This window comes from Peribacillus frigoritolerans (assembly GCF_040250305.1).
In the GTDB taxonomy this organism is placed as follows: domain Bacteria; phylum Bacillota; class Bacilli; order Bacillales; family DSM-1321; genus Peribacillus.
Genome location: NZ_CP158190.1, coordinates 3766315 through 3789435, shown reverse-complemented (window position 1 = coordinate 3789435; position 23121 = coordinate 3766315). Strand labels below are relative to the sequence as shown.

General features: G+C 42.5%; 22 protein-coding genes. 19 read left to right on the top strand and 3 right to left on the bottom strand.

Annotated features, from left to right (window positions below; translation table 11 throughout):
- The first annotated feature begins 249 nt into the window (after positions 1-249).
- Positions 250-1263 carry a DNA polymerase III subunit delta gene (gene holA, locus ABOA58_RS18550; protein WP_350299520.1) on the top strand — a complete coding sequence of 338 codons (1014 nt, stop codon included), beginning with the start codon at positions 250-252 and terminating at the stop codon, positions 1261-1263.
- A 90-nt stretch (positions 1264-1353) separates the two neighbouring features.
- Here the strand turns inward: holA and rpsT are convergent, their stop codons facing one another.
- Entirely contained in the window at positions 1354-1620 is a 267-nt protein-coding gene (gene rpsT / locus ABOA58_RS18545; RefSeq protein ID WP_034308554.1) for a 30S ribosomal protein S20, read from the bottom strand.
- A gap of 274 nt (positions 1621-1894) precedes the next feature.
- Between rpsT and gpr the strand changes: the two genes are divergently transcribed.
- The 13 genes from gpr to deoC all read left to right on the top strand — a co-directional run bounded on the left by gpr (position 1895) and on the right by deoC (position 17076).
- On the top strand, positions 1895-3013 hold the full coding sequence (gpr, locus tag ABOA58_RS18540) for a GPR endopeptidase (protein ID WP_350299519.1): 1119 nt from the start codon (positions 1895-1897) through the stop codon (positions 3011-3013).
- Positions 3014-3099: 86 nt separating this feature from the next.
- Positions 3100-4299, top strand: a complete 1200-nt coding sequence (spoIIP, locus tag ABOA58_RS18535; protein ID WP_350299518.1) for a stage II sporulation protein P — start codon at positions 3100-3102, stop codon at positions 4297-4299.
- A gap of 21 nt (positions 4300-4320) precedes the next feature.
- Entirely contained in the window at positions 4321-4644 is a 324-nt protein-coding gene (locus ABOA58_RS18530; protein WP_053535740.1) for a YqxA family protein, read from the top strand.
- 176 nt (positions 4645-4820) lie between these two features.
- Positions 4821-6656: a translation elongation factor 4 gene (gene lepA, locus ABOA58_RS18525; RefSeq protein WP_057278852.1), complete on the top strand. Its 1836-nt coding sequence runs from the start codon at positions 4821-4823 to the stop codon at positions 6654-6656.
- 89 nt (positions 6657-6745) lie between these two features.
- Positions 6746-7897, top strand: a complete 1152-nt coding sequence (hemW, locus tag ABOA58_RS18520; RefSeq protein WP_350299517.1) for a radical SAM family heme chaperone HemW — start codon at positions 6746-6748, stop codon at positions 7895-7897.
- A gap of 124 nt (positions 7898-8021) precedes the next feature.
- On the top strand, positions 8022-9050 hold the full coding sequence (gene hrcA, locus ABOA58_RS18515) for a heat-inducible transcriptional repressor HrcA (RefSeq protein ID WP_048682856.1): 1029 nt from the start codon (positions 8022-8024) through the stop codon (positions 9048-9050).
- A gap of 100 nt (positions 9051-9150) precedes the next feature.
- A complete protein-coding gene (gene grpE / locus ABOA58_RS18510) occupies positions 9151-9741 on the top strand; it encodes a nucleotide exchange factor GrpE (protein WP_350299516.1) in 591 nt (196 codons plus the stop codon).
- A gap of 37 nt (positions 9742-9778) precedes the next feature.
- Positions 9779-11611, top strand: coding sequence for a molecular chaperone DnaK (dnaK, locus tag ABOA58_RS18505; protein ID WP_350299515.1), 1833 nt, complete (start codon positions 9779-9781; stop codon positions 11609-11611).
- 302 nt (positions 11612-11913) lie between these two features.
- Complete coding sequence (dnaJ, locus tag ABOA58_RS18500) at positions 11914-13029, top strand: molecular chaperone DnaJ (protein WP_053535735.1); 1116 nt, start codon at positions 11914-11916, stop codon at positions 13027-13029.
- 36 nt (positions 13030-13065) lie between these two features.
- Complete coding sequence (gene prmA / locus ABOA58_RS18495; RefSeq protein ID WP_137019093.1) at positions 13066-14007, top strand: 50S ribosomal protein L11 methyltransferase; 942 nt, start codon at positions 13066-13068, stop codon at positions 14005-14007.
- Between the two features lie 138 nt (positions 14008-14145).
- Positions 14146-14898 (top strand): 16S rRNA (uracil(1498)-N(3))-methyltransferase, encoded by a 753-nt coding sequence (locus ABOA58_RS18490; RefSeq protein ID WP_350299514.1) that lies wholly within the window; start codon positions 14146-14148, stop codon positions 14896-14898.
- 6 nt (positions 14899-14904) lie between these two features.
- Entirely contained in the window at positions 14905-16242 is a 1338-nt protein-coding gene (gene mtaB, locus ABOA58_RS18485; protein ID WP_350299513.1) for a tRNA (N(6)-L-threonylcarbamoyladenosine(37)-C(2))-methylthiotransferase MtaB, read from the top strand.
- 162 nt (positions 16243-16404) lie between these two features.
- Positions 16405-17076: a deoxyribose-phosphate aldolase gene (gene deoC, locus ABOA58_RS18480; RefSeq protein ID WP_350299512.1), complete on the top strand. Its 672-nt coding sequence runs from the start codon at positions 16405-16407 to the stop codon at positions 17074-17076.
- Between the two features lie 656 nt (positions 17077-17732).
- On the opposite strand, the gene ABOA58_RS18475 is transcribed toward deoC, so the two are convergent.
- On the bottom strand, positions 17733-18665 hold the full coding sequence (locus ABOA58_RS18475) for a Na/Pi symporter (RefSeq protein ID WP_350299511.1): 933 nt from the start codon (positions 18663-18665) through the stop codon (positions 17733-17735).
- Positions 18666-18901: 236 nt separating this feature from the next.
- Between ABOA58_RS18475 and rpsU the strand changes: the two genes are divergently transcribed.
- The 5 genes from rpsU (at position 18902) to ABOA58_RS18450 (ending at position 22711) form a co-directional block, all read left to right on the top strand.
- Positions 18902-19075, top strand: coding sequence for a 30S ribosomal protein S21 (rpsU, locus tag ABOA58_RS18470; RefSeq protein ID WP_028391853.1), 174 nt, complete (start codon positions 18902-18904; stop codon positions 19073-19075).
- Positions 19076-19089: 14 nt separating this feature from the next.
- The gene (locus ABOA58_RS18465; protein ID WP_101222605.1) at positions 19090-19533 is read left to right on the top strand and encodes a GatB/YqeY domain-containing protein; all 444 of its coding nucleotides are present in this window, start codon (positions 19090-19092) and stop codon (positions 19531-19533) included.
- A 301-nt stretch (positions 19534-19834) separates the two neighbouring features.
- The gene (locus ABOA58_RS18460) at positions 19835-21154 is read left to right on the top strand and encodes an NfeD family protein (protein WP_397315433.1); all 1320 of its coding nucleotides are present in this window, start codon (positions 19835-19837) and stop codon (positions 21152-21154) included.
- Between the two features lie 50 nt (positions 21155-21204).
- Positions 21205-22194 (top strand): flotillin-like protein FloA, encoded by a 990-nt coding sequence (gene floA, locus ABOA58_RS18455; RefSeq protein WP_413020384.1) that lies wholly within the window; start codon positions 21205-21207, stop codon positions 22192-22194.
- 22 nt (positions 22195-22216) lie between these two features.
- On the top strand, positions 22217-22711 hold the full coding sequence (locus ABOA58_RS18450) for a hypothetical protein (RefSeq protein WP_350299510.1): 495 nt from the start codon (positions 22217-22219) through the stop codon (positions 22709-22711).
- A 155-nt stretch (positions 22712-22866) separates the two neighbouring features.
- On the opposite strand, the gene ABOA58_RS18445 is transcribed toward ABOA58_RS18450, so the two are convergent.
- Positions 22867-23040: a hypothetical protein gene (locus tag ABOA58_RS18445; protein ID WP_331261875.1), complete on the bottom strand. Its 174-nt coding sequence runs from the start codon at positions 23038-23040 to the stop codon at positions 22867-22869.
- Positions 23041-23121 lie beyond the last annotated feature (81 nt).

Below are 23121 nucleotides of genomic sequence, written 5' to 3'. Positions count from 1 at the left end.
TCACAAATAGTTTGGGATTTTGAGGTCAAAATAACAGTACAAACAAAGCAAGCGAAAAAGAAAAGCTCGATTTTTGTTCTACATGAATACTCTACCCGCTTTCAAGGGAGATTACCCGGGCCTTTCTTGAAAGTGTTCATATAGATCCGGAATTAGCCCTTTTAAAGGGCTAGTTCCCTTTATAGCTTGTCAAATGGTCCATCCACCTATACCATTAGAGAAGAATACATAGTAAAGAGGCGGATTCTATTGGTATTAGATGTTTGGAAAAGTATAAAAAAAGGGCAATTTGCGCCGGTATACTTGTTATATGGGTCGGAAGCCTATCTAATTAATGAAACGAAGCAGCTATTGATCGAGAATGTCCTTCACGAGGATGAGATGGATTTTAACTTTTCTCAATTTGATTTAGAAGAGACGCCTGTTGAAACTGCACTTGAAGATGTCGAAACCCTCCCGTTTATCGGGGAAAGGCGCCTTGTTTTCATGCAAAACCCATTTTTTTTGACAGCTGAAAAAACGAAATCAAGAGTTGAACATAATGTGAAAAGACTCGAAGCGTATTTGGCTGACCCGGTTCCTTATTCAATTGTCGTATTGACCGCACCTTATGAGAAACTGGATGAACGGAAAAAAATCACCAAGGAACTTAAGCGTAAGGCGGTTCTCGTTGAAGCGAAAAAGCTTGGTGATCATGAGTTAAAAGGGTGGGTGAAGGAGAGGGTCGAAGCTTCTTCAGTCCAAATAGATGAGCAGGCTACAGAGCTTTTACTTGAACTTGCAGGAACGAATCTGATGATGCTTACGAATGAACTGGATAAAATGGTGCTTTATGTAGAAGCTGATAAACACATTACGGTCGAGGTAGTGGAAAAGCTGGTTGCTAAATCCCTTGAACAGAATATCTTCACGCTTGTTGATCATGTGTTACAGCGAAAAATGGAGAGTGCGATGACGATACTGCACGATCTTCTCAGGCAGAATGAAGAGCCGATCAAAATCTTGAGTGTCATGGCGGGTCAGGTCAGGCTCATGTATCAAGTGAAGGAGCTTTCCCGTCAGGGCTATAGCCAGCAAAAAATTGCAGGTCAACTGAAGGTGCACCCATACAGGGTAAAGCTGGCACTTGAAAAGACGGGGAAATTCCAGGAACGCGAGCTATTGAGCATCATCAACGACTTAGCGGAAGCGGATTATAAAATGAAGACGGGCCAAGCCGATAAGGCAATCACGCTTGAGCTGCTGCTTTTAAAAATTAGATGATAAAAAAAGGCGGCAGATATCCTGCTGCCTTTTTTATGCAAAAAACGGCACAAAAAAAACGATCCGGTTGGATCGTTTAATTTTTTGTCATTATGCGTTAAGAGCGTTAAGTCTTTTCGCTAAACGAGATTTTTTACGGGCTGCCGCATTTTTATGGATTAATCCTTTAGATGCAGCTTTGTCTAATTTCACAGCAGCTGTTAAAAGAGCTTCTTTAGCAGCTTCAACGTTTTCACCAGCTAATGCAACTTCAGCGTTTTTCACTGTAGTACGCATAGTTGATCTAACAGTAATGTTATGAACGCGTTTTTTGTCGTTGATTTTTACACGTTTAATAGCAGATTTAATGTTTGGCATTCCGTTCACCTCCTACAAAGAAATCGAGATTATATGAACTCGACTTTTCAAATCCATATCAAATAGCACAAGTGATATTCTATCAGACTGCCCATAAATATGCAATACTTCAGATTGAGAATCGAAAAGTAATTATAATTTCGGGAATAAATTCATCTCGTCATCACTCATTGTACCAAAAAAATGAATAATAAAAAAGCAAAAACGACAGAATGTTTAAGAGAGACTATTGAAAATACTAGATTAGATTCAATTCAAACATCAGGAGGCCGTTATGGAAAATAATTTGGACCTTAGTGAATACGGAATTCGTACAGATTTGGCGATTGAAGCAAAGGAAATTGCCCTTGAACATAAAGGTGTTGTAGAGGAAGTGGATGTATCCCGTATCGAAGGGGTCATTATTAAGGAAAAAGAAGTGGATGATCTGAAGGTATCCTTAGTCGAGGTCACGGCTGAGGGTGAAAAAGAAATCGGGAAGAAGCAGGGCAGCTATTTGACCATCGAAGTGCAGGGGATCCGCCAGCAGGATACGGATACGCAGCAACGGGTGGAAAAGGTGTTCGCCAACGAACTGGCTTCCTTTTTGAAACGGAATAAAATCACCAAAGAAAGCAGTTGTTTGGTTGTCGGTCTTGGTAATTGGAATGTTACTCCCGATGCTCTTGGACCTGCAGTCGTTGAGAACCTTGTGGTCACAAGACATTTGTTCGAATTGCAGCCGGAGTCCGTCAAGGAAGGCTATCGGCCGGTCAGTGCGATTTCCCCCGGGGTGATGGGGATTACGGGAATCGAGACGAGTGACATCATAAAAGGAGTCATCGAAAAAAGTAAGCCGGATTTCCTGATCGTCGTTGACGCATTGGCTGCCCGTTCGATCGAACGAGTGAATTCGACGATTCAAATAACGGATACAGGCATCCATCCTGGGTCTGGTGTTGGGAATAAACGAAAAGAATTGAGCCAGTCTACACTGGGAGTTCCTGTTATAGCGATTGGTATACCTACCGTCGTGGATGCCGTATCAATTGCCAGCGATACGATAGATTATATCTTGAAGCACTTTGGCAAGGAACTGAATGAAGGGGACAGACCATCACGTTCGTTGGCGCCCGCTGGATTCAGTTTTGGAAAGCGCACAAAGCTGACCGAAGAGGATATGCCAGGTGAAAAGGAGCGCCAAACCTTCTTGGGAATGATAGGTGTCCTCCCTGATGAAGAGAAACGGAAATTGATTTATGAGGTACTGTCACCGCTTGGTCAAAATTTAATGGTTACACCGAAAGAAGTCGATGTTTTCATTGAGGATATGGCCAATTTAATAGCCAATGGGTTAAATGCAGCCTTGCATCATTCAATAAATCAAGATAATACCGGCTATTACACCCGTTAAATCATTTTTAGTGCCCAAAAATGGTGTTCTACCCTTTCTAGCAAAGTCATAGGTATTAATAGACAAGCTATAGAGAGGGTGGAAGGATGAAAAGAAGAAATTCCCCAGGAATCATAACAGCCGTTCACGGATCAACAATAATAAAAACTTTTCTAGGTATTCTCGCCTTGCTTCTTTTTGTTTTTTCAGTCAGTGGGGTCATGACTTCCCTAAGACCGGAGTATCGGATATCTTCTAATTCCGTACATACTGTAGCCAACCAATTCTCGGGAAAAATGCTGTTCTCGATGCTGGCCAACGAAAATCATTATCTTTTTAATGCCCTGCCGGAAGGTAAGCAGGAATCGATGATCACGAATCAATTGATAAAAGCTTCGACCAACATTTCGCTGGAGGACCCGCGAAGCTTACTTGGCAGGGAACTTCCTGGCTTTTCGATTTTTGATAATGAGATCCTCGTTGCCGGGGAAGGAACGAATTATACGAATATGCCATACGAATCCTCGCCGCCAGTGGACGTCCTGAATGAAGAAAGGGATGCGTCCCTGCAAAACCTGGATGAGATTGAAGAACCGGAAAAAGGAGTCGCCGATCAGCCGAAACAAACGACGAATGGACGGAAAGTGGTCGAGATATACCATAGCCATAACCGGGAGTCATATCTTCCATATTTAAAAGGAGTGACCAACCCGGATCTAGCCTATCATTCGAAAATCAATATTACGAAACTCGGGGAACGGATGGTTGAAGATATGGCTGATAAGGGGATTGGCTCCTCGCTCGATAAAACGGATATCATGGGGAATCTGAATAATAAAGGATTGAATTATGCCAAATCCTATCAAGAATCACGAAAATCCGTCCAGACGGCATTGGCCAATAACAAAGATTTAGAATATATCATTGATATCCATCGTGATTCTAAACGAAAAAAACATACGACCATTAACATTAAAGGTAAAGATTATGCCAAGATTGCCTTCGTGGTTGGGGGCAATAACCCGAACTTCGAAAAAAATGCAGCGCTTGCCAATAAGCTTCATAAAGCTTTGGAGAAAAAATACCCTGGCATTTCACGAGGGGTTATGAAACAAGGCGGAGCGGGACATAATGGAGTATACAATCAGGATTTGTCAGGCAATGCCATGCTCTTGGAAATTGGCGGTGTTGATAATACTTTCGAGGAAATGTACTTGACCGTTGATGCCTTTACCGAGGTTTTCAGTGAATTTTACTGGGATGCCAAAGCAGTGGATAACCCGACCGGGGATTCGGAAGCGCAGTAATTTGAAAGGAGTTCTCTTATCATGGTTCGATTTTGGTTGAAATGTACAGGGATTGTGCTCGTATTATTTTTAGGTGTTCTAATCGGGATGCAGCAAGCGAACGACGGGATGAAAAAAATGAAGGGGTATGAAGATCCCTCTTTGAATAGTGCATTCATTATTAACCAATCGGACCAAGGCGAGATGGAAGCGGATATCCTTGGCGAAAAAGTAACGAGTCATGATTTGGAGACGAAAAAAGAAAAGCTTGAAGAAATGAAGGCCTTCAACTTTTTCTCATCGATCGGCAAAACGCTTGGAGAGACCATATCAGGTGCCTTTCAAGCACTTATTGATATGATTTAGGTATGAAATAAGTTGAGTGTGCCCTGCCAAAAGGCTGCATCCGAATCCGGAATGCAGCCTTTTTTTATCCGTTGCCCTGTAATGATGCTTCTTTTGTAACTATTCTGTTGAATCTTGCATTTTCTATTGATATAATAAAAAATAGTGTATTGTGTCGACAAGTGGGAGTGAACGTCATGAATAGAGAAGAAAAATTAAAAAGACAATCAAAAATTCGTAACTTTTCCATCATCGCTCATATTGATCATGGTAAATCTACATTGGCGGATCGGATCATTGAAAAAACGAACGCCATGACTCAGCGTGAAATGAAGAGTCAGTTGTTGGATTCCATGGATTTAGAGCGTGAGCGTGGAATTACGATTAAATTGAATGCGATTCAATTGAAATATAATGCGAAAGATGGAGAAGAATATATCTTCCATCTTATTGATACACCGGGACATGTCGATTTTACGTATGAAGTGTCACGAAGCCTTGCAGCTTGTGAAGGAGCTGTCCTTGTTGTCGATGCGGCACAGGGTATTGAGGCCCAAACGCTTGCAAACGTTTATTTAGCATTGGACAACAACCTGGAAATCATTCCGGTCATCAATAAAATCGATTTGCCGAGTGCAGATCCGGAACGGGTGCGTGGAGAGATCGAGGAAGTGATCGGGTTGGATGCTTCCGATGCAGTCTTGGCTTCGGCTAAAGCGGGAATCGGAATCGAGGAGATTCTGGAACAGGTCGTTGAATTGGTTCCAGCTCCACAAGGTGATCCAGATGCTCCTTTCAAGGCTCTTATTTTCGATTCACTGTTTGATGCGTACCGCGGTGTAGTTGCCTATATCCGTGTTGTTGAGGGTTCCATTAAAGTGGGCGACAAAATCAAAATGATGTCCACTGGCAAGGAATTCGATGTTACCGAATTGGGTGTCTTCAACCCTAAAACCCAGCTGTTGGATGAACTGAACGTAGGTGATGTAGGTTTCCTTACGGCATCCATTAAAAACGTTGGTGATACGACTGTTGGTGATACGATTACCAGTGCCGTGAATAGTGCGACAGAACCATTGCCGGGTTACCGGAAGATGAATCCGATGGTATATTGCGGTCTATACCCAATTGACGCATCGAAATTCAATGATTTACGGGATGCGTTGGAGAAATTGGAATTGAACGATTCAGCGCTGCAGTTCGAGGCGGAATCATCGCAAGCATTGGGCTTCGGTTTCCGTTGCGGATTCCTTGGACTCCTTCATATGGAAATTATCCAGGAACGGATTGAACGTGAATTCAAAATCGATCTGATCACCACTGCACCGAGTGTTATTTATGATGTGGTCCAAACGGACGGAACGGTCCTGAAAGTGGATAACCCGTCTAATATGCCTGATGCTCAAAAAATCGAACGGGTCGAGGAGCCATATGTCAAAGCAACGATGATGGCACCGACGGAGTTTGTCGGGGCGATCATGGAAATCTGTCAAAATAAACGCGGTAACTTCATTGATATGGCATATATCGATGAGACCCGTGTAAGTATTCATTACGAAATACCATTATCGGAAATCGTGTATGATTTCTTCGATCAATTGAAATCCAATACAAGAGGCTATGCTTCATTCGATTATGAGCTGATCGGCTATAAACCGTCCAAGCTTGTGAAAATGGATATCTTGCTGAATGCTGAAACTGTCGATGCTTTAAGTTTCATCGTTCATAAGGACTTTGCTTATGAACGCGGTAAAGTCATCGTTGAAAAATTGAAGAAATTGATTCCAAGACAACAATTTGAAGTGCCGATCCAAGCAGCAATCGGGCAAAAAATCATCGCCCGTTCTTCAATTAGTGCAATGCGCAAAAACGTATTGGCTAAATGTTACGGCGGCGATATTTCCCGTAAACGTAAGTTGCTCGAAAAACAGAAAGAAGGTAAAAAGCGGATGAAACAGGTAGGTTCCGTTGAAGTTCCGCAAGAAGCTTTCATGGCTGTTTTGAAAATGGATGATACGACACCAAAGAAATAAATAAAATAAACGATAGATAGAAAAAAGAGGGTAGAGGAAATCTAGCCTCTTTTTCTATCGACTCATTCGATTAAAAGGTTGTGAACACAATGATCAAAAGCGCCTACCTCCATATACCATTTTGTGAACATATTTGTCACTATTGTGATTTCAATAAAGTATTTTTGCAGGGACAGCCGGTGGACGAATATTTACAGATGATGAAAAGGGAAATGGAGATGCAGCTTTCCAAATACCCGACTGCCGGTTTGGATACGGTTTTCGTCGGTGGAGGGACACCGACCTCTCTGGATGAAAAGCAGCTTGCATTCTTATGTGAAGCGATCAATGAAACCCTGCCCTTTGATCCTAAAAAGGCTGAATATACATTCGAAGCCAATCCAGGGGATCTTTCGAGGAAAAAACTCGAGATACTTTATGATTCAGGAGTCAATAGACTTAGCTTTGGAGTGCAAAGCTTCAATGATGAATTGTTAAAACGAATTGGCCGGACTCACCGGGCTATAGAAGTTTATGAAACGATTCATTTGGCTCAAGAGGTTGGCTTTACGAATATCAGCATCGACTTGATATATGGATTGCCAGGCCAAACGATGGAAGATTTCAAGGATACGCTGGATAAAGCGATTGCCCTTCAATTGCCGCACTATTCCAGCTACTCATTGATCGTTGAGCCGAAGACGGTTTTTTATAACCAGATGAGAAGGGGTAAATTGAACCTGCCGCCGCAGGAGCTCGAGGCTTCGATGTATGAGAGGCTAATGGAAGAGATGGAGAAGCATGGTCTGCATCAATATGAAATCAGTAATTTTGCCCGAGCTGGGTTTGAAAGCAGGCACAACCTGACATATTGGGATAATGTGGAGTATTATGGGATTGGTGCCGGTGCACATGGCTATACTGGAGGAAAAAGGGTGGCCAATCATGGTCCTGTGAAGAAATATATTACGCCATTGCTGGAGAACGAGCTGCCAGTATTGGAAGAACACCCAGTACCGCTTCATGAACGGATGGAAGAGGAGATGTTTTTGGGGCTCCGGAAAACGGAAGGTGTATCATTGGAAATCTTCAAGAATAAATTTTTTGTTGAAATGACGGAGATTTTCAGGAAACCGCTCGAAGAAGGATCGGCAAAGGGTCTGCTTAAGGTGGAAGGCGGGTTCGTGCGCTTGACTGAGCAGGGCAAACTGCTTGGAAATGAAGTGTTCCAATCATTTTTGGGCGTTATTGATTCCGACTGAAGGAAACTCAAGTTATTTTAACGGTGAATTAGCGGTTTTCATTGTTGACATCATAAGCTTCATTTGATAATTTATTAGTATATTAGCACTCGATGAGACAGAGTGCTAACAGAGGTGATCATACATGCTAACTGATCGTCAATTATTGATTCTACAAGTGATAATCGAGGATTTCATCCATTCTGCCCAGCCAGTCGGGTCACGAAGCTTGTCGAAGAAAGATGAAATTACGTTCAGCTCTGCCACAATTCGCAACGAAATGTCCGATCTTGAAGAAATGGGATTTTTAGAAAAAACCCATACCTCTTCCGGTAGGATCCCTTCTGAAAAAGGGTATAGATATTATGTGGATCATTTACTTTCTCCTCAAGCTCCGAAAAAGAATGAAGTGAAGATATTAAAATCCGTTTTCGTAGAACGAATTTATGAATTGGAAAAGATCGTTCAGAAGTCAGCGAAAATACTTTCGGAACTGACGAATTATACGGCGATTGTACTGGGGCCAAAAGTGAATGAGCATAAGCTGAAAAAAATCCAGATCATTCCTTTAAGTCCTGAAACGGCAATAGCCATCATCATTACCGATACAGGTCATGTGGAAAATCGAATGATTTCCTTACCGCCTTCTTTTGATATAAACGAAATTGAAAAGATGGTGAACATATTGAATTCCCGTTTGGTCGATGTTCCGTTAGTTGATCTGAAGGATAAGATTTATAAGGAAGTGGCAGTTCTGTTGAGCCGCCATATCCATAACTATGGATCGATGGTCTCGGTCCTTGCGGAGACCCTGACGGACACAAAGCCCGAAAAAATATTTTTCGGCGGGAAAACTAATATGCTGAGGCAGCCGGAGTTTCATGATATTGCTAAAGTAAGCACGCTTTTATCGATGATTGAGCAGGAACAGGGATTTTATGAGCTGATTACTCAAAATCCATCGGGCATCCACGTCAAGATTGGCCGTGAAAATCAAAATACAGTGCTCGATGACTGCAGTTTGATAACGGCGACCTACTCAATCGGGCAGGAGCAAGTGGGCACATTGGCTATATTGGGTCCAACGAGAATGGAATATTCGAGAGTGATCAGTTTGCTTTCGTTTTTCTCGAAAGATTTAACGGCCCTAATGACAAAACTGTATCAAAAATAGTAGCAAAGGTAATATTGTTAAGGTGGCGGGGGAGCATATTCCGCGGCCTGGCATATTACTTTAGCATAAATTGTATAAACCCTTTTAGGGAGGTGAGATTGTGACAGAAAATAAAAACGAAGAACAAACATTGGAAAATGAAACAATCGAGGAAAGTGCTGCAGAAGCAGTTTTCGCTGAAGAAGAAATTCCAGCGGAAGAAAACCAAGGTCCGGTTGAAAAAGATGAACTTCAATTGGCTCATGAAAAGATTGCTGAACTTGAGGCGAAAATCGAGGAAATGGATAACCGTTATCTTCGTCTGCAGGCCGATTTTGATAATTCAAGACGCCGTGCCAAGCTTGATATGGAGGCGGCTCAAAAATATAGAGTTCAAAGCATTGCTAGTGATTTAGTGGAGGCTCTTGATAATTTTGAAAGAGCTACAAAAATCGAAGCGGAAAATGAACAGACGAAATCCTTGCTATCCGGCATGGAAATGGTCTATAAAGCGATTACTGATGCATTGTCTAAAGAAGGCATCGAACCGATCAGTTCGGTTGGCCAAGAGTTCGATCCGCGTTTGCATCAAGCGGTCATGCAAGTTCAAGATGAAAACTTCGGTTCGAACATCGTCGTCGAGGAATTCCAAAAAGGATACCTTCTTAAAGACCGTGTGATTCGACCTGCAATGGTAAAAGTGAACGAATAGGATTTTTACATATAAATAATTGGGAGGTAGTGAAACTATGAGCAAGATTATTGGTATTGACTTAGGTACAACAAACTCTTGTGTATCTGTACTTGAAGGCGGGGAACCAAAAGTAATCCCGAATCCGGAAGGAAACCGTACAACACCATCCGTAGTGGCATTCAAAAATGGAGAAAGGCAAGTAGGGGAAGTGGCAAAACGCCAAGCGATTACAAACCCTAACACGATCATTTCCATTAAACGCCATATGGGTACCAACCATAAAGAAGTAATTGAAGGAAAAGAATACTCACCTCAAGAAGTTTCTGCAATCATCCTTCAATACTTGAAATCATACGCTGAAGAGTATCTTGGCGAAAAAGTCACTAAAGCGGTTATCACTGTACCTGCTTACTTCAATGATGCAGAACGCCAAGCAACTAAGGATGCTGGTCAAATTGCCGGCCTTGAAGTGGAACGTATCATCAACGAACCGACAGCTGCAGCACTTGCATACGGTTTGGATAAAACGGAAGAAGATCAAACGATCCTTGTATTCGACCTTGGCGGCGGTACATTTGACGTATCGATCATGGAACTTGGAGATGGCGTTTTCGAAGTTAAGTCCACTGCTGGTGACAACCGTCTAGGTGGGGATGATTTCGACCAAGTCATCATCGATTACCTGGTTGAAGCATTCAAGAAAGAAAACGGAATCGACCTTTCAAAAGACAAAATGGCGGTTCAACGTTTGAAAGATGCAGCTGAAAAAGCGAAAAAAGATCTTTCCGGCGTAACGTCAACTCAAATTTCATTACCATTCATCACAGCTGGAGAAGCTGGCCCGCTTCACTTGGATGTAACGATGACTAGAGCTAAATTCGATGAGCTTTCTGCAGGTCTTGTGGAACGCACTATGGGACCAACTCGTCAAGCATTGAAAGATGCTGGTCTTTCAGCATCTGAAATCGACAAAGTAATCCTTGTTGGTGGATCTACACGTATTCCTGCGGTTGTTGAAGCGATCAAAAAGGAAATCGGTCAAGAACCAAGCAAAGGTGTAAACCCTGATGAAGTGGTTGCAATGGGTGCAGCAATTCAAGGTGGCGTATTAACAGGGGATGTTAAAGACGTTGTCCTTCTTGATGTAACTCCACTTTCACTTGGAATTGAAACGATGGGCGGAGTATTCACGAAACTGATTGACCGTAATACTACGATTCCGACAAGTAAATCACAAGTATTCTCGACAGCGGCTGATAATCAAACGGCAGTTGATATCCATGTCCTTCAAGGTGAGCGTCCAATGTCAGCGGATAACAAAACTCTTGGTCGTTTCCAATTGAGTGACATTCCGCCGGCACCGCGTGGAGTTCCACAAGTTGAAGTGACATTCGATATCGATAAAAACGGTATCGTGAACGTTCGTGCGAAAGATCTTGGTACGAACAAAGAACAAGCGATCACCATCAAATCATCTTCAGGACTTTCTGATGAAGAGATCGAACGCATGGTACGTGAAGCAGAAGAAAATGCCGATAGCGATAAACAACGTAAAGAAGAAGTTGAACTTCGTAACGAAGCTGATCAATTAGTTTTCCAAACGGAAAAAACGCTTAAAGATCTAGAAGGTAAAGTGGACGAAGCGGAAGTAACAAAAGCGAATGAAGCGAAGGATGAACTGAAAGCTGCAATCGAGAAAAATGAGCTTGAAGAAATCCGCGTGAAAAAAGATGCGCTTAACGAAATCGTTCAAGCTTTGACAATGAAACTTTATGAAGAAGCGGCAAAAGCTCAGCAAGCTGGAGAAGCCGGTGCTGGCGAATCAGCTCAAGACGATAATGTGGTTGATGCTGAATATACTGAAGTTAACGAAGAAGAGAAAAAATAAAAAGTGGCCCAATCGGGGCACTGAAATATTGGGCAGTTAGTTTCTGCCTGCCATTGTAAAAAAGTCAAAGTCAGGTTATCTTGACTTTGGCTTTTTTTACAATGGGTAAAATCATTGTCAGGAAGTGTTGCAATCGCTGGTGGGGAATCATGGGATTTTAGAGAAAAAGATGTGCAAATCGGGGCTGGCAGTACCAATTACAAAAATGTGTCAAAGCCGATTGTACTTTTCTAGTTGATTATTATCTTCGTTCAGTGATAATATTACCTTTATGTGAATCGAATCGGGAGTGGATTTTAGATATGAGTAAACGCGATTATTATGAGGTGTTAGGCCTTTCGAAAAGTGCTTCGAAGGATGAAATCAAAAAAGCGTATCGAAAGCTCTCCAAACAATATCACCCTGATATTAATAAAGCGGACGATGCTGCGGATAAATTCAAGGAAATCAAGGAAGCTTACGAAGTATTGAGTGACGAACAGAAAAAGGCCCATTATGACCAATTCGGACATACAGATCCCAATCAGGGCTTTGGCGGTCAGGACTTTGGCGGTTTCGGCGGTTTTGAAGATATTTTCAGTAGCTTCTTCGGTGGCGGCGGTCGCAGGAGAGATCCTAATGCACCGCGTCAAGGGGCGGATTTACAGTATACGATGACGCTTTCTTTTGAAGAGGCTGCATTCGGAAAAGAAACTGAGATTGAAATTCCGCGTGAAGAGAATTGTGATACATGTAAAGGATCCGGTGCCAAACCTGGTACAAAAGTGGAAAACTGTTCACATTGTCATGGAACCGGTCAATTGAATGTTGAACAAAACACAGCGTTCGGAAGGATTGTGAACCGGAGAGCATGTCACCATTGTCAAGGTACAGGAAAAATCATTCCTAATAAATGTTCAACATGCGGCGGCGACGGAAAAGTCCAAAAACGTAAAAAGATCCAAGTTAAGGTGCCGGCAGGAATTGATGATGGCCAGCAGTTGCGTGTAACCGGCCAAGGAGAGCCAGGAATCAATGGCGGTCCGGCAGGAGACCTGTATGTAGTCTTCCATGTACGCAGCCATGAATTCTTTGAGCGGGATGGCGATGATATTTATTGTGAAATGCCGGTTACGTTTGCCCAGGCAGCATTGGGCGATGAAATAGAAGTTCCGACGCTGCATGGAAAAGTGAAGCTGAAGATTCCTGCAGGTACACAAACAAGCACTCGTTTCCGTTTAAAAGGCAAAGGTGTTCCGAATGTAAGAGGGTATGGCCAAGGAGATCAGCATGTGGTCGTATTAGTGGTCACCCCTAAGAAATTAACGGAAAAACAAAAGGACTTGCTTCGTGAGTTCAGTGATATCAGCGGACAAGGCGTAGATGAACAAGAAGATGGCTTTTTCTCAAAAGTAAAGCGTGCTTTTAAAGATAGGTGAATAAAAGTAAAAGAACAAATTGGGAGTTGGTAGATTATGAAGTGGTCTGAATTTGCAATCCAAACAACGAATGAAGCGGTTGAACCTGTTTCGAATATTCTTCATGAGGCAGGTGCGAGCGGTGTTGTCATTGAGGATCCTCTAGAATTAGTCAAGGAACGTGAAAATGTTTTTGGCGAAATCTACCACTTGAACCCAGATGATTATCCGGATGAAGGTGTAGTCATCAAGGCTTATCTGCCCGTTAACAGCTTCCTTAACGATACCGTTGATGCTATTAAGGAATCAATCAATAATCTCCTTCTTTTTGATATAGACCTTGGGAAAAATGTTGTTTCAATTAGTGAAGTGAATGAGGAAGAGTGGGCGACGGCTTGGAAAAAATATTATAACCCCGTCAAGATATCCGAACGTTTTACCATCGTGCCAACATGGGAAGACTACACTCCAGTAAGCAGTGACGAATTGATCATTGAACTTGATCCAGGCATGGCTTTCGGAACGGGTACACACCCGACGACGGTCATGTGCATCCAAGCGCTGGAGCGTACAGTACGGCCTGGGGATTTAGTCGTTGATGTAGGAACGGGTTCTGGTGTTCTAAGCATTGCAGCTGCATTATTGGACGCAAAACGAATCCAGTCCCTTGATTTGGATGAAGTGGCAGTACAGTCAGCCATCCAAAACGTTGAAATAAATAACGTGCAGGATAAAGTGTCCGTTTCACAAGGCAATTTGCTGGATGGTGTGAATGAACAAGCGGATATCGTCGTGGCTAATATTCTTGCCGAGGTGATCATGCGTTTTACGGATGATGTAGCGAAAGTCGTTAAACCTGGCGGACATTTCATCGCTTCCGGAATCATTCAAACTAAGAAACAAGATGTGAAGGATGCGATTATAGCATCTGGTTTCACCGTTGAGGAAACGATCTTGATGGAAGATTGGGTGGCAATAATAGCGAAAAGAAATGATTAATTGAAAAAGTTACTCTGATTATCGGGTATTTTGATAGTCAGAGTACCTTTTTTTAGCTTGAATCTTTGCATGGCTTGCATTCTGGATTCCTGACTGTTAGCCTGTGTTTTTTTTAGACTAGACGAAGTGGGTGGCAGTGTGCAACGGTATTTTCTTAACGATGTAGACATCAATGGAAACACGGTGACGATATCAGGCGATGATTTTCACCATATCGCAAGGGTGATGAGAATGGGACCAGGGGAGCGGATCATTACGGTAAAAGGTAATGGTATGACAGCTGTCGCGGAAATTTCGGAAATTACTGATGATGCTGTTATAGGGACAGTTTCCGAATGGAAGAATGAAGAAAAGGAACTTCCTGTAAGGGTTGTGATAGCGAGCGGTCTGCCTAAAGGGGATAAGTTGGAATATATCGTTCAAAAGGGCACTGAACTGGGTGCTGTTGAATTTATCCCTTTTATTGCTGCTCGTTCGGTGGTAAAATGGGACCACAAAAAGGTAGGTAAGAAATTGGAGAGGCTCCAGAAGATTTCAAAAGAGGCGGCTGAGCAATCTCACCGCACGGTTATCCCTGCCATCAAGGAACCGATGACGGCAGATCAGCTAGCTGATTATGCAACTGGTTTCGATCATAAATTAATCGCTTTTGAAGAAGTGGCAAAACGGGGGGAAACTTCTGTACTCGCTTCTGTCTTGAAAGATATTACCGCTGGGCAATCCATCCTATTCGTTTTTGGGCCTGAAGGTGGTTTAGCAGATAAGGAAATTGAAAAACTGACTGATGCCGGTTTTATGGCTTGCGGTCTTGGACCAAGAATATTAAGAACTGAAACAGCACCTTTATATGCACTTTCCGCTGTTTCTTATCATGTAGAACTTTTGAGGTGATGAAAAATGGCAACGGTCGCTTTCCATACATTAGGCTGTAAAGTGAATCATTATGAAACAGAGGCTATATGGCAATTATTCAAAACTGGAGGATATGATCGTGTTGAGTTTGAAAATACATCCGATGTATATGTCATCAACACATGCACGGTGACAAACACTGGCGATAAGAAGAGCCGTCAGGTCATCCGTCGGGCCATTCGTAAAAATCCGAATGCCGTCATAGCGGTAACGGGATGTTACGCACAGACATCACCGGCAGAAATCATGGCCATACCAGGTGTGGATATTGTTGTAGGAACACAGGACAGGGTTAAACTCCTTGATTACATCGAGCAATTCAAGGTTGAGCGTGAGCCAATCAATGCCGTAGGGAATATCATGAAAAACCGTGTCTACGAAGAGTTGGATGTACCTGCTTTTACAGACCGTACACGAGCTTCACTTAAGATTCAGGAAGGTTGCAATAATTTCTGCACTTTCTGCATCATCCCTTGGGCCCGTGGCTTGATGCGTTCCCGCGATCCAAAGGAAGTCGTTAACCAAGCTGAACAGCTTGTCGAGGCAGGCTATAAAGAGCTAGTCCTCACCGGAATTCATACTGGCGGCTACGGAGACGATTTGAAAGACTATAATTTGGCGATGCTGCTGCGTGACTTGGAAAAAGTCGATGGATTGAAGCGTATCCGTATTTCATCCATCGAAGCCAGCCAGATTACAGATGAGATCATTGAAGTGCTGACGAACTCGAAAAAAGTGGTACGTCATTTGCATATACCAATCCAATCCGGTTCCGATACAGTTCTAAAACGGATGAGACGTAAATATACGATGGATTTCTTCGGGGATCGGATCGAGAAGTTGAAAATTGCGCTTCCGGGTCTTGCTGTTACCTCTGATGTCATCGTAGGTTTCCCAGGTGAAACAGAAGAAGAATTCATGGAGACATATAACTTTATAGAAAAATATAAATTCTCCGAACTTCATGTTTTCCCTTATTCAAAACGGACAGGGACGCCGGCTGCCCGTATGGAAGATCAAGTGGATGAAGATGTCAAAAATGAACGCGTACATCGCCTTATCACGTTGTCGGATCAGCTGGCAAAAGAGTATGCCTCACGATTCGAGGGGGAAGTTCTTGAAGTCATTCCTGAAACGAAGTTGGAAAATGGCCTTTATGAGGGCTATTCCGATAATTACATGAAAGTCGTCTTCCCGGCTTCGGAAGAAATGGTCGGTGAAATCGTCAAAGTGAAGATTTCAAAGTCTGGCTATCCATTTAGTGAAGGTCAGTTCGTGACGGTCGTGAAGGATTTTCCGTTGCAACAAGCATCCAATATCTAATCTAAGACAGCGGTAAATCGCTGTCTTTTTTTTATCCTATTTTAAATGTGTTATCTTGGCACTTTAGGGTAAAGACTATATATATCGTCAAAGTGGATAAACTATGGTATTATGAGAGGTACGTACAACTAGGTATAGATTGTTTTTGAGGAGGATTTATTAATGTCACAAAATGTAGCAGGTTTAATTGACCACACGTTATTAAAAGCAGATGCAACCAAAGAGCAAATAAAGGTATTATGCGAAGAAGCGAGAGAGTATAACTTTGCTTCCGTATGCGTGAACCCAACTTGGGTGAAATATGCAAGCGAACTTTTGGAAGGTTCAGAAGTGAAAGTTTGTACCGTTATCGGCTTCCCTCTAGGTGCAACCACACCGGAAACCAAAGCTTTTGAAACGAAAGACGCCATCTCCAATGGCGCTCATGAAGTCGATATGGTGATCAATATCGGCGCATTGAAGGACAAGGATGATGAGTTGGTAGAGCGGGATATTCGTGCTGTTGTAGCGGCATCAACTGGTAAGGCTCTGTCAAAAGTGATCATTGAAACTTCTTTATTGACTGATGAAGAAAAAGTCCGTGCATGTGAATTGGCCTTAAAAGCCGGAGCGGATTATGTGAAAACATCAACTGGTTTTTCGACCGGCGGAGCGACTGTTGAAGATATCACGCTTATGAGAAAAACAGTTGGCCCGGATATCGGTGTCAAAGCTTCAGGCGGAGTCCGCAACACGAGCGATGCCCAGAAAGTGATTGAAGCTGGTGCAACAAGAATTGGTGCGAGTGCAGGTGTCTCAATCGTAAAGGGCTTAACGGCTGATTCCGATTATTGATTTTGTAAGGGACCCGTATAATAAGTCCTTAAAAATAAAACAGGCGGAGAAAAATGAATTATTTTTCTCCGCCTGTTTTTTATTACTTCCATAAAACGGAGTATAAGTCGAGTGCCCATGCCTTTGTGGAGTGCATTGCGCTTATTTCCTTGAAAAAGAGGAAACGTATCAATTTTGGACTTTTACTTGTCATTTTTGGAACCAATACATTCAAAAAAAAGTTTATTGTGGATTCAATGGATATTAGGGGTATCAAACAGGGAGTAAACATACTTATATTAAATGCATAAACAGGGGGAGAAAAATGAAAAAACGGGTATTTAACTTTCTTTTATCATTAACACTACTTACAAAGAGTGACGAAATGCATGATGAAATTTTGGGTATATAACACATTAATAACCGTTTTATATATAATGGCAGTAATCGTTTTTTATCTAACATCTTTCTCTAATAAAGGTTTGTGGATTTTGATATTAGCTGCTGTTATATTGAGTGGTTTGAGCTTATTAAACTATAAAGTTAATTATAAAAAGATTAGCTAAAAAACCTCCCGGTAATCATTTATCCTTTTATATCTGTTACAGCTATATATTATGTCCATCTTCCCCTGAAGCTGCCCATAAGAAAGTCTCTAATAATTTTTGGACAGCTCCTTATTTCTTTAAGTGTTGCCGATGCACCAAAAGAATGAGGTTGGAGAATTGCCGTGCGCATGGCAAGACGGCCAAAGAAGTCAAGATATTGAAAATGACACTGGCATGGGCGAGCTGTGTCCCTTTGTTTTCGGTGAAAAAGGCAGCAGCGCTTTCCAGAATATCCACAAAAGGCAGGAAAGCGGCAACCCCGATGACGTTTAGCCAAATATGTGCATAAGCTGTGAAGGCAGCTTGTCTGCCAGAACCGATGCTGGCCATGTATCCGGTGATGCAAGTGCCAATATTCGATCCGAGCATGATGATGATTGCGGAGGAGACGGATAACTCCCCGTTCATCAAAAAGCTCATGGCTATCCCGATGGTTGCCGAACTGGAGTGAATGAGTGCGGTTAATAATATCCCGGCTAATAGGGCATAAATCATATGGCCCTCTATGTAATGGATGAGCGTTTGTATCGAAGAATAGGCTGCAATCGGTGTCGAAAGCATTTTAAAACCGCTCATCGCCGCGAAGATGGCCGAGATTCCAATCAGGGACATCCCTATGCTTCTCGGTAATGCTTTTGGCATGAAGCAAAGGAAAGCGCCGCTTACGACACCGGGAATGATCCAACGATCCAAGGAAAAGGTCATGAACTCTGCTGTAAAGGTGGATCCGATATTCGTTCCAAGAATAATCCCGATTGTTTGCGGGAACGTTAAGCTTCCTGCGGAAACGAGGCCGACCGTCATGACCATGACCGCCGAGCTGCTCTGCAGGATCCCCGTAAAGATGGTTCCGGCCATGAAGCCTTTCCATGGCTTATCCGTAACTTTCGAGAGAAAATTTTTTAATGCTGCACCGGACATATTGAACAGTCCGATTCGTAAAACTGACATACCGGCCAAAAATATCGCAATGAATAATAGGAATAAAAATAGCTCATGCATGACTGTCACCTCTTAGTAAGCTTATGGCCCATTAACGGGAGACATGCTATAAATTGGATTTTCATGCAAGTTGAATGATTGTTTAGTGAAAAATTATGATAATAACATGATGATATTCAAAATAAGTTTGATTTTATTGGTTGACCTGCTAAAGATGATATATTATAATTGTTTAGTACATGTATAACATGTTGACAACTTGAGTTAGTGTGTTGTTTTCGGAGGGAGGGAAAGAGATGTCTAAAACCGTCGTTCGTAAAAACGAATCGCTTGAAGATGCTCTTCGTCGTTTCAAACGTACTGTATCTAAAGCAGGATCGCTTCAGGAAGCTAGGAAGCGTGAATTTTATGAAAAACCAAGCGTAAAACGTAAGAAAAAGTCTGAAGCTGCAAGAAAACGTAAATTCTAAGAGAGGGTGGAAAGATGAGTCTTCTCGAGCGTTTAAATAATGATATGAAACAAGCGATGAAGAACAAGGAAAAGGACAAACTATCTGTTATTCGGATGCTGAAGGCTTCCATTCAAAACGAAGCCTTGAAGCAGAGGCAAGATTTAACAGATGATGAAGAATTGACAGTGCTCTCTCGCGAATTAAAACAACGCAAAGACTCCCTCCAGGAGTTTGAAAACGCAGGTCGTTCAGATCTCGTGGATAAAGTCCGCACCGAACTAGTATACGTAGAGGCTTATATGCCTGAGCAACTTTCAGAAGAAGACATTTCTAATATCGTTAAACAAACGATTGAAGAAGTCAATGCAACATCCAAAGCAGATATGGGGCGAGTTATGGGAGCTTTAATGCCTAAAGTTAAAGGTAAAGCGGATGGTTCTCTAGTAAACAAATTAGTACAACAACATCTATCTTAAACTCTAAACTTAAAACTCGAAACCTAACCGCAGGCAAATTGCCTGTGGTTTTTGTGTATTTCATGAATTTTATGCGTATATTATTGAAACGAAGCCCAAGATAATAGGGCACTTTTAATTTTATTTGCTTTTTTTGAAACCTTTTTCATATACATACGTAATAACTAAAGAACAGAGTAAAGGGTTGCTCATTTGCTCCTTATTCGAATTTAGTTGAGTGCTGAATTTACTGGTAGGTTTTCCTCCTGATATTGGAGGCACTTACCGCGTTTAATACGGGAAAGGGGGCGTTCCGTTGAAAATTTGGCGTTATTTATCTGTACTCTTATTTGGATTGCTGTTCACCATGTCTTCTTTTGGGGGATCGACGGTATCTGCAAACGAGAAGATCGTTTACCATGTACCAATAGAAGAAACGGTGGAAAAGGGACTTTCGGCCTTTTTGGAACGCGCGCTTACCACTGCTGAAGCAGCTGATGCAGATCTTGTCGTTTTCGAGGTGAATACCCCTGGAGGCGCTGTTGATGCAGCAGGGGAAATTGCAAAGTTACTGTCCGATTCACCAATCAAGACAGTTGCCTATGTCAATAACAGGGCCTTATCTGCAGGGGCATACATTTCTCTAAGTGCAGATGAGATCTATATGGTTCCGAGTGCAACCATGGGATCTGCCGCTGTAATTGATTCAACAGGGAATGCTGCAGGTAAAAAAGCGCAATCTTATTGGCTAGCAGCCATGAAGACTGCTGCAGAACAAAATGGACGTGATCCCATATACGCCCAGGCGATGGCTGATGTAGACATCGATTTACCCGAATATGGAGCGGAAAAAGGAAAGTTGCTGACATTTACAGCCGAGCAGGCAAAAAAGGCTGGATATAGCGAAGGCACCGTCTCTGGGAAAGCGGAGCTGTATAGTATACTTGGCGTTGAGGATGCTGATATTCGGTCAATCGAAGAAAGCTTTCCTGAGAAACTTGCCCGCTTTTTGACCAACCCGATCGTCGTTCCCATTTTATTAACGATAGCGGGAATCGGAATTGTGATGGAATTGTTTTCACCCGGTTTTGGAATTCCGGGGGTCATTGGAATCACCAGTCTTGTTTTATTCTTCTATGGTCATCTTGTCGCCGGTATCACCGGATACGAATCGTTAGCGATGTTCATCATTGGGGTCATTCTCGTACTGATTGAATTTTTTATCCCTGGGGGGATTATCGGGCTGCTCGGATTTACAGCGATAGTGGGGAGTCTGTTCCTCGCGACAGGAGATCCGGTCCATATGACGATATCCTTGCTAATTGCGGTCACCGTATCCATTTTGGTATTCATCCTACTTGTAAAGGTGTTTGGAAAACAGATGAAATTTTTCAGGAAAATGATATTAACCGATGCAACAAAAACGGAACAAGGGTATGTCAGCAATCCGAATCGTTTGGATTTATTAGGTGTTGAAGGGAAGGCCCTTACAGATTTGAGGCCTTCAGGAACAGCTTTGGTCAAAGAAGAAAGAGTGGATGTCGTGACCGAAGGAAGCTTTATTTCCAAAGGTTCGTCAATCGTTATCGTGAAAGTTGAAGGATCAAGGGTAGTCGTCCGGGAAATTCCGGATTCAAATTAAAATTAAAAGATACAGGAAGGATGAATCATTAAGTGATAACTTCAGGAACGATATTTATTGTACTGGCAGTGATTGCTGCTATCATCGTATTGGCAGTATTTTTCACATTCGTACCAGTAATGCTATGGATTTCCGCTTTAGCGGCAGGAGTCAAAATCAGTATATTTACGTTAGTTGGGATGAGGCTTCGCCGTGTTATACCAAGCAGGGTCGTCAACCCGCTTATCAAGGCCCATAAGGCTGGAATCAATGTTTCAACGAATCAATTGGAGAGCCATTACCTAGCAGGCGGTAATGTCGATCGAGTGGTGAATGCATTAATTGCTGCAGAACGAGCCAATATCACGTTACCTTTCGAACGGGGTGCAGCTATTGACCTTGCCGGCCGTGATGTACTGGAAGCCGTTCAAATGAGCGTTAACCCGAAAGTGATTGAAACGCCGTTCATCTCTGGTGTGGCGATGAATGGTATTGAAGTGAAAGCGAAGGCAAGGATTACGGTCCGAGCCAATATTGAACGCTTGGTCGGTGGTGCCGGTGAAGAGACGATCATTGCCCGTGTAGGGGAAGGGATCGTATCGACGATCGGTGCTTCGAAAATGCATACGGATGTACTGGAACATCCCGATTTGATTTCAAGAACGGTTTTATCAAAAGGGTTGGATTCAGGAACGGCATTCGAAATACTTTCCATTGATATCGCTGAAGTGGATATCGGTAAAAATATCGGGGCCATATTACAGACTGACCAAGCCGAAGCCGATAAGAAGATAGCCCAGGCAAAGGCCGAAGAACGCCGTGCGATGGCTGTTGCACTTGAACAGGAAATGGTTGCCCGTGTTCAGGAGATGAGAGCGAAGGTTGTTCAATCCGAAGCCGAAGTTCCGTTGGCCATGGCTGATGCACTGAAAAGCGGAAACCTTGGAGTGATGGATTATATGAATATCCAAAATATCACGGCTGATACGGATATGCGCGATTCCATCAGTAAAATATCCGAAAATCCAAAAGATAACAACAATAACCAAAATAATAATTAGGTCAGGGAAGGAAGGTCTTTAAATGGGAGATTTTATTGATTTCTTTCTCGAGAACCCATTCCTTATCATTGTCTTGATCGGTGTTTTAACGTCCATGTTAGGAAAGAAAAAGCAGACTCAAGATCCTAACACCCCTCCGAAAAAGAAATGGCAGGAGGTCATGCGGGAGCTTCAAGGTGAAATGCCGCAAGGGAATCAGCAGCAAAAGCATGCACCTCCTCCCGTAAGGAAAGTCGAACACCAGGCAGCACAGGCTGTTGAAGTGATCGATGAGACGAAGAACGAAGCGAACAAAAGGATTACGGAGCTTAGACGGCTTCAGCAGAGGTACGATCAAGAGCGTTTATATCAAAAAGCGAAAGCGGATCAACTTACATCAACGATTTCTGATAATAACAGTCCGGTCTATCGCAAAGGACCGTCTTTTGGCAAAAAACAGCTGATTGATGGCATCATCATGTCAGAAGTGCTGGGACCGCCAAGGGCGAAGAGAAGTCTTCACAGATCCAGAAGGTGATTCGGAGCCTGGGCTTTTTTAAGCCCGTCATTAAAAGCCTGAAAAAATAGACTTTCATTCCCTTATAATTTTGTGCTAGAACCCTCTTTCATTTCATACATTTGAAATTATTTAGAGGTGGTTATAAATAAACAAAAAGAAAGGTTGGGGAAGTTTTAATCCTCAGCCTTTTTTTCTTTCATATCTAAGTAGGCTAATCTAATAATACGTTCAGCCGTTTGACTAGTGTTTAAATCAACGGATACTTCTTTACTGTAGAATACCCTAAGTTCCTCTAACATTCCCTTAACCTCTTCAGCAACCTTCAATGAAACACTTGATTTAGCCATTTTTGCAACCTCCTTTAGAATGAATATGTAAGGAGGGGATTTCTCCCCAATGCCTTTAAATAACTTTATCAAGCTTATTAT

Bases quoted from the DNA above. Each gene is read 5' to 3' on its own strand.
- rpsT (WP_034308554.1), bottom strand. From the start codon at position 1,620: ATGCCAAACATTAAATCTGCTATTAAACGTGTAAAAATCAACGACAAA.
- gpr (WP_350299519.1), top strand. From the start codon at position 1,895: ATGGAAAATAATTTGGACCTTAGTGAATACGGAATTCGTACAGATTTG.
- spoIIP (WP_350299518.1), top strand. From the start codon at position 3,100: ATGAAAAGAAGAAATTCCCCAGGAATCATAACAGCCGTTCACGGATCA.
- ABOA58_RS18530 (WP_053535740.1), top strand. From the start codon at position 4,321: ATGGTTCGATTTTGGTTGAAATGTACAGGGATTGTGCTCGTATTATTT.
- lepA (WP_057278852.1), top strand. From the start codon at position 4,821: ATGAATAGAGAAGAAAAATTAAAAAGACAATCAAAAATTCGTAACTTT.
- hemW (WP_350299517.1), top strand. From the start codon at position 6,746: ATGATCAAAAGCGCCTACCTCCATATACCATTTTGTGAACATATTTGT.
- hrcA (WP_048682856.1), top strand. From the start codon at position 8,022: ATGCTAACTGATCGTCAATTATTGATTCTACAAGTGATAATCGAGGAT.
- dnaK (WP_350299515.1), top strand. From the start codon at position 9,779: ATGAGCAAGATTATTGGTATTGACTTAGGTACAACAAACTCTTGTGTA.
- dnaJ (WP_053535735.1), top strand. From the start codon at position 11,914: ATGAGTAAACGCGATTATTATGAGGTGTTAGGCCTTTCGAAAAGTGCT.
- prmA (WP_137019093.1), top strand. From the start codon at position 13,066: ATGAAGTGGTCTGAATTTGCAATCCAAACAACGAATGAAGCGGTTGAA.
- mtaB (WP_350299513.1), top strand. From the start codon at position 14,905: ATGGCAACGGTCGCTTTCCATACATTAGGCTGTAAAGTGAATCATTAT.
- deoC (WP_350299512.1), top strand. From the start codon at position 16,405: ATGTCACAAAATGTAGCAGGTTTAATTGACCACACGTTATTAAAAGCA.
- ABOA58_RS18475 (WP_350299511.1), bottom strand. From the start codon at position 18,665: ATGCATGAGCTATTTTTATTCCTATTATTCATTGCGATATTTTTGGCC.
- rpsU (WP_028391853.1), top strand. From the start codon at position 18,902: ATGTCTAAAACCGTCGTTCGTAAAAACGAATCGCTTGAAGATGCTCTT.
- ABOA58_RS18465 (WP_101222605.1), top strand. From the start codon at position 19,090: ATGAGTCTTCTCGAGCGTTTAAATAATGATATGAAACAAGCGATGAAG.
- ABOA58_RS18450 (WP_350299510.1), top strand. From the start codon at position 22,217: ATGGGAGATTTTATTGATTTCTTTCTCGAGAACCCATTCCTTATCATT.
- ABOA58_RS18445 (WP_331261875.1), bottom strand. From the start codon at position 23,040: ATGGCTAAATCAAGTGTTTCATTGAAGGTTGCTGAAGAGGTTAAGGGA.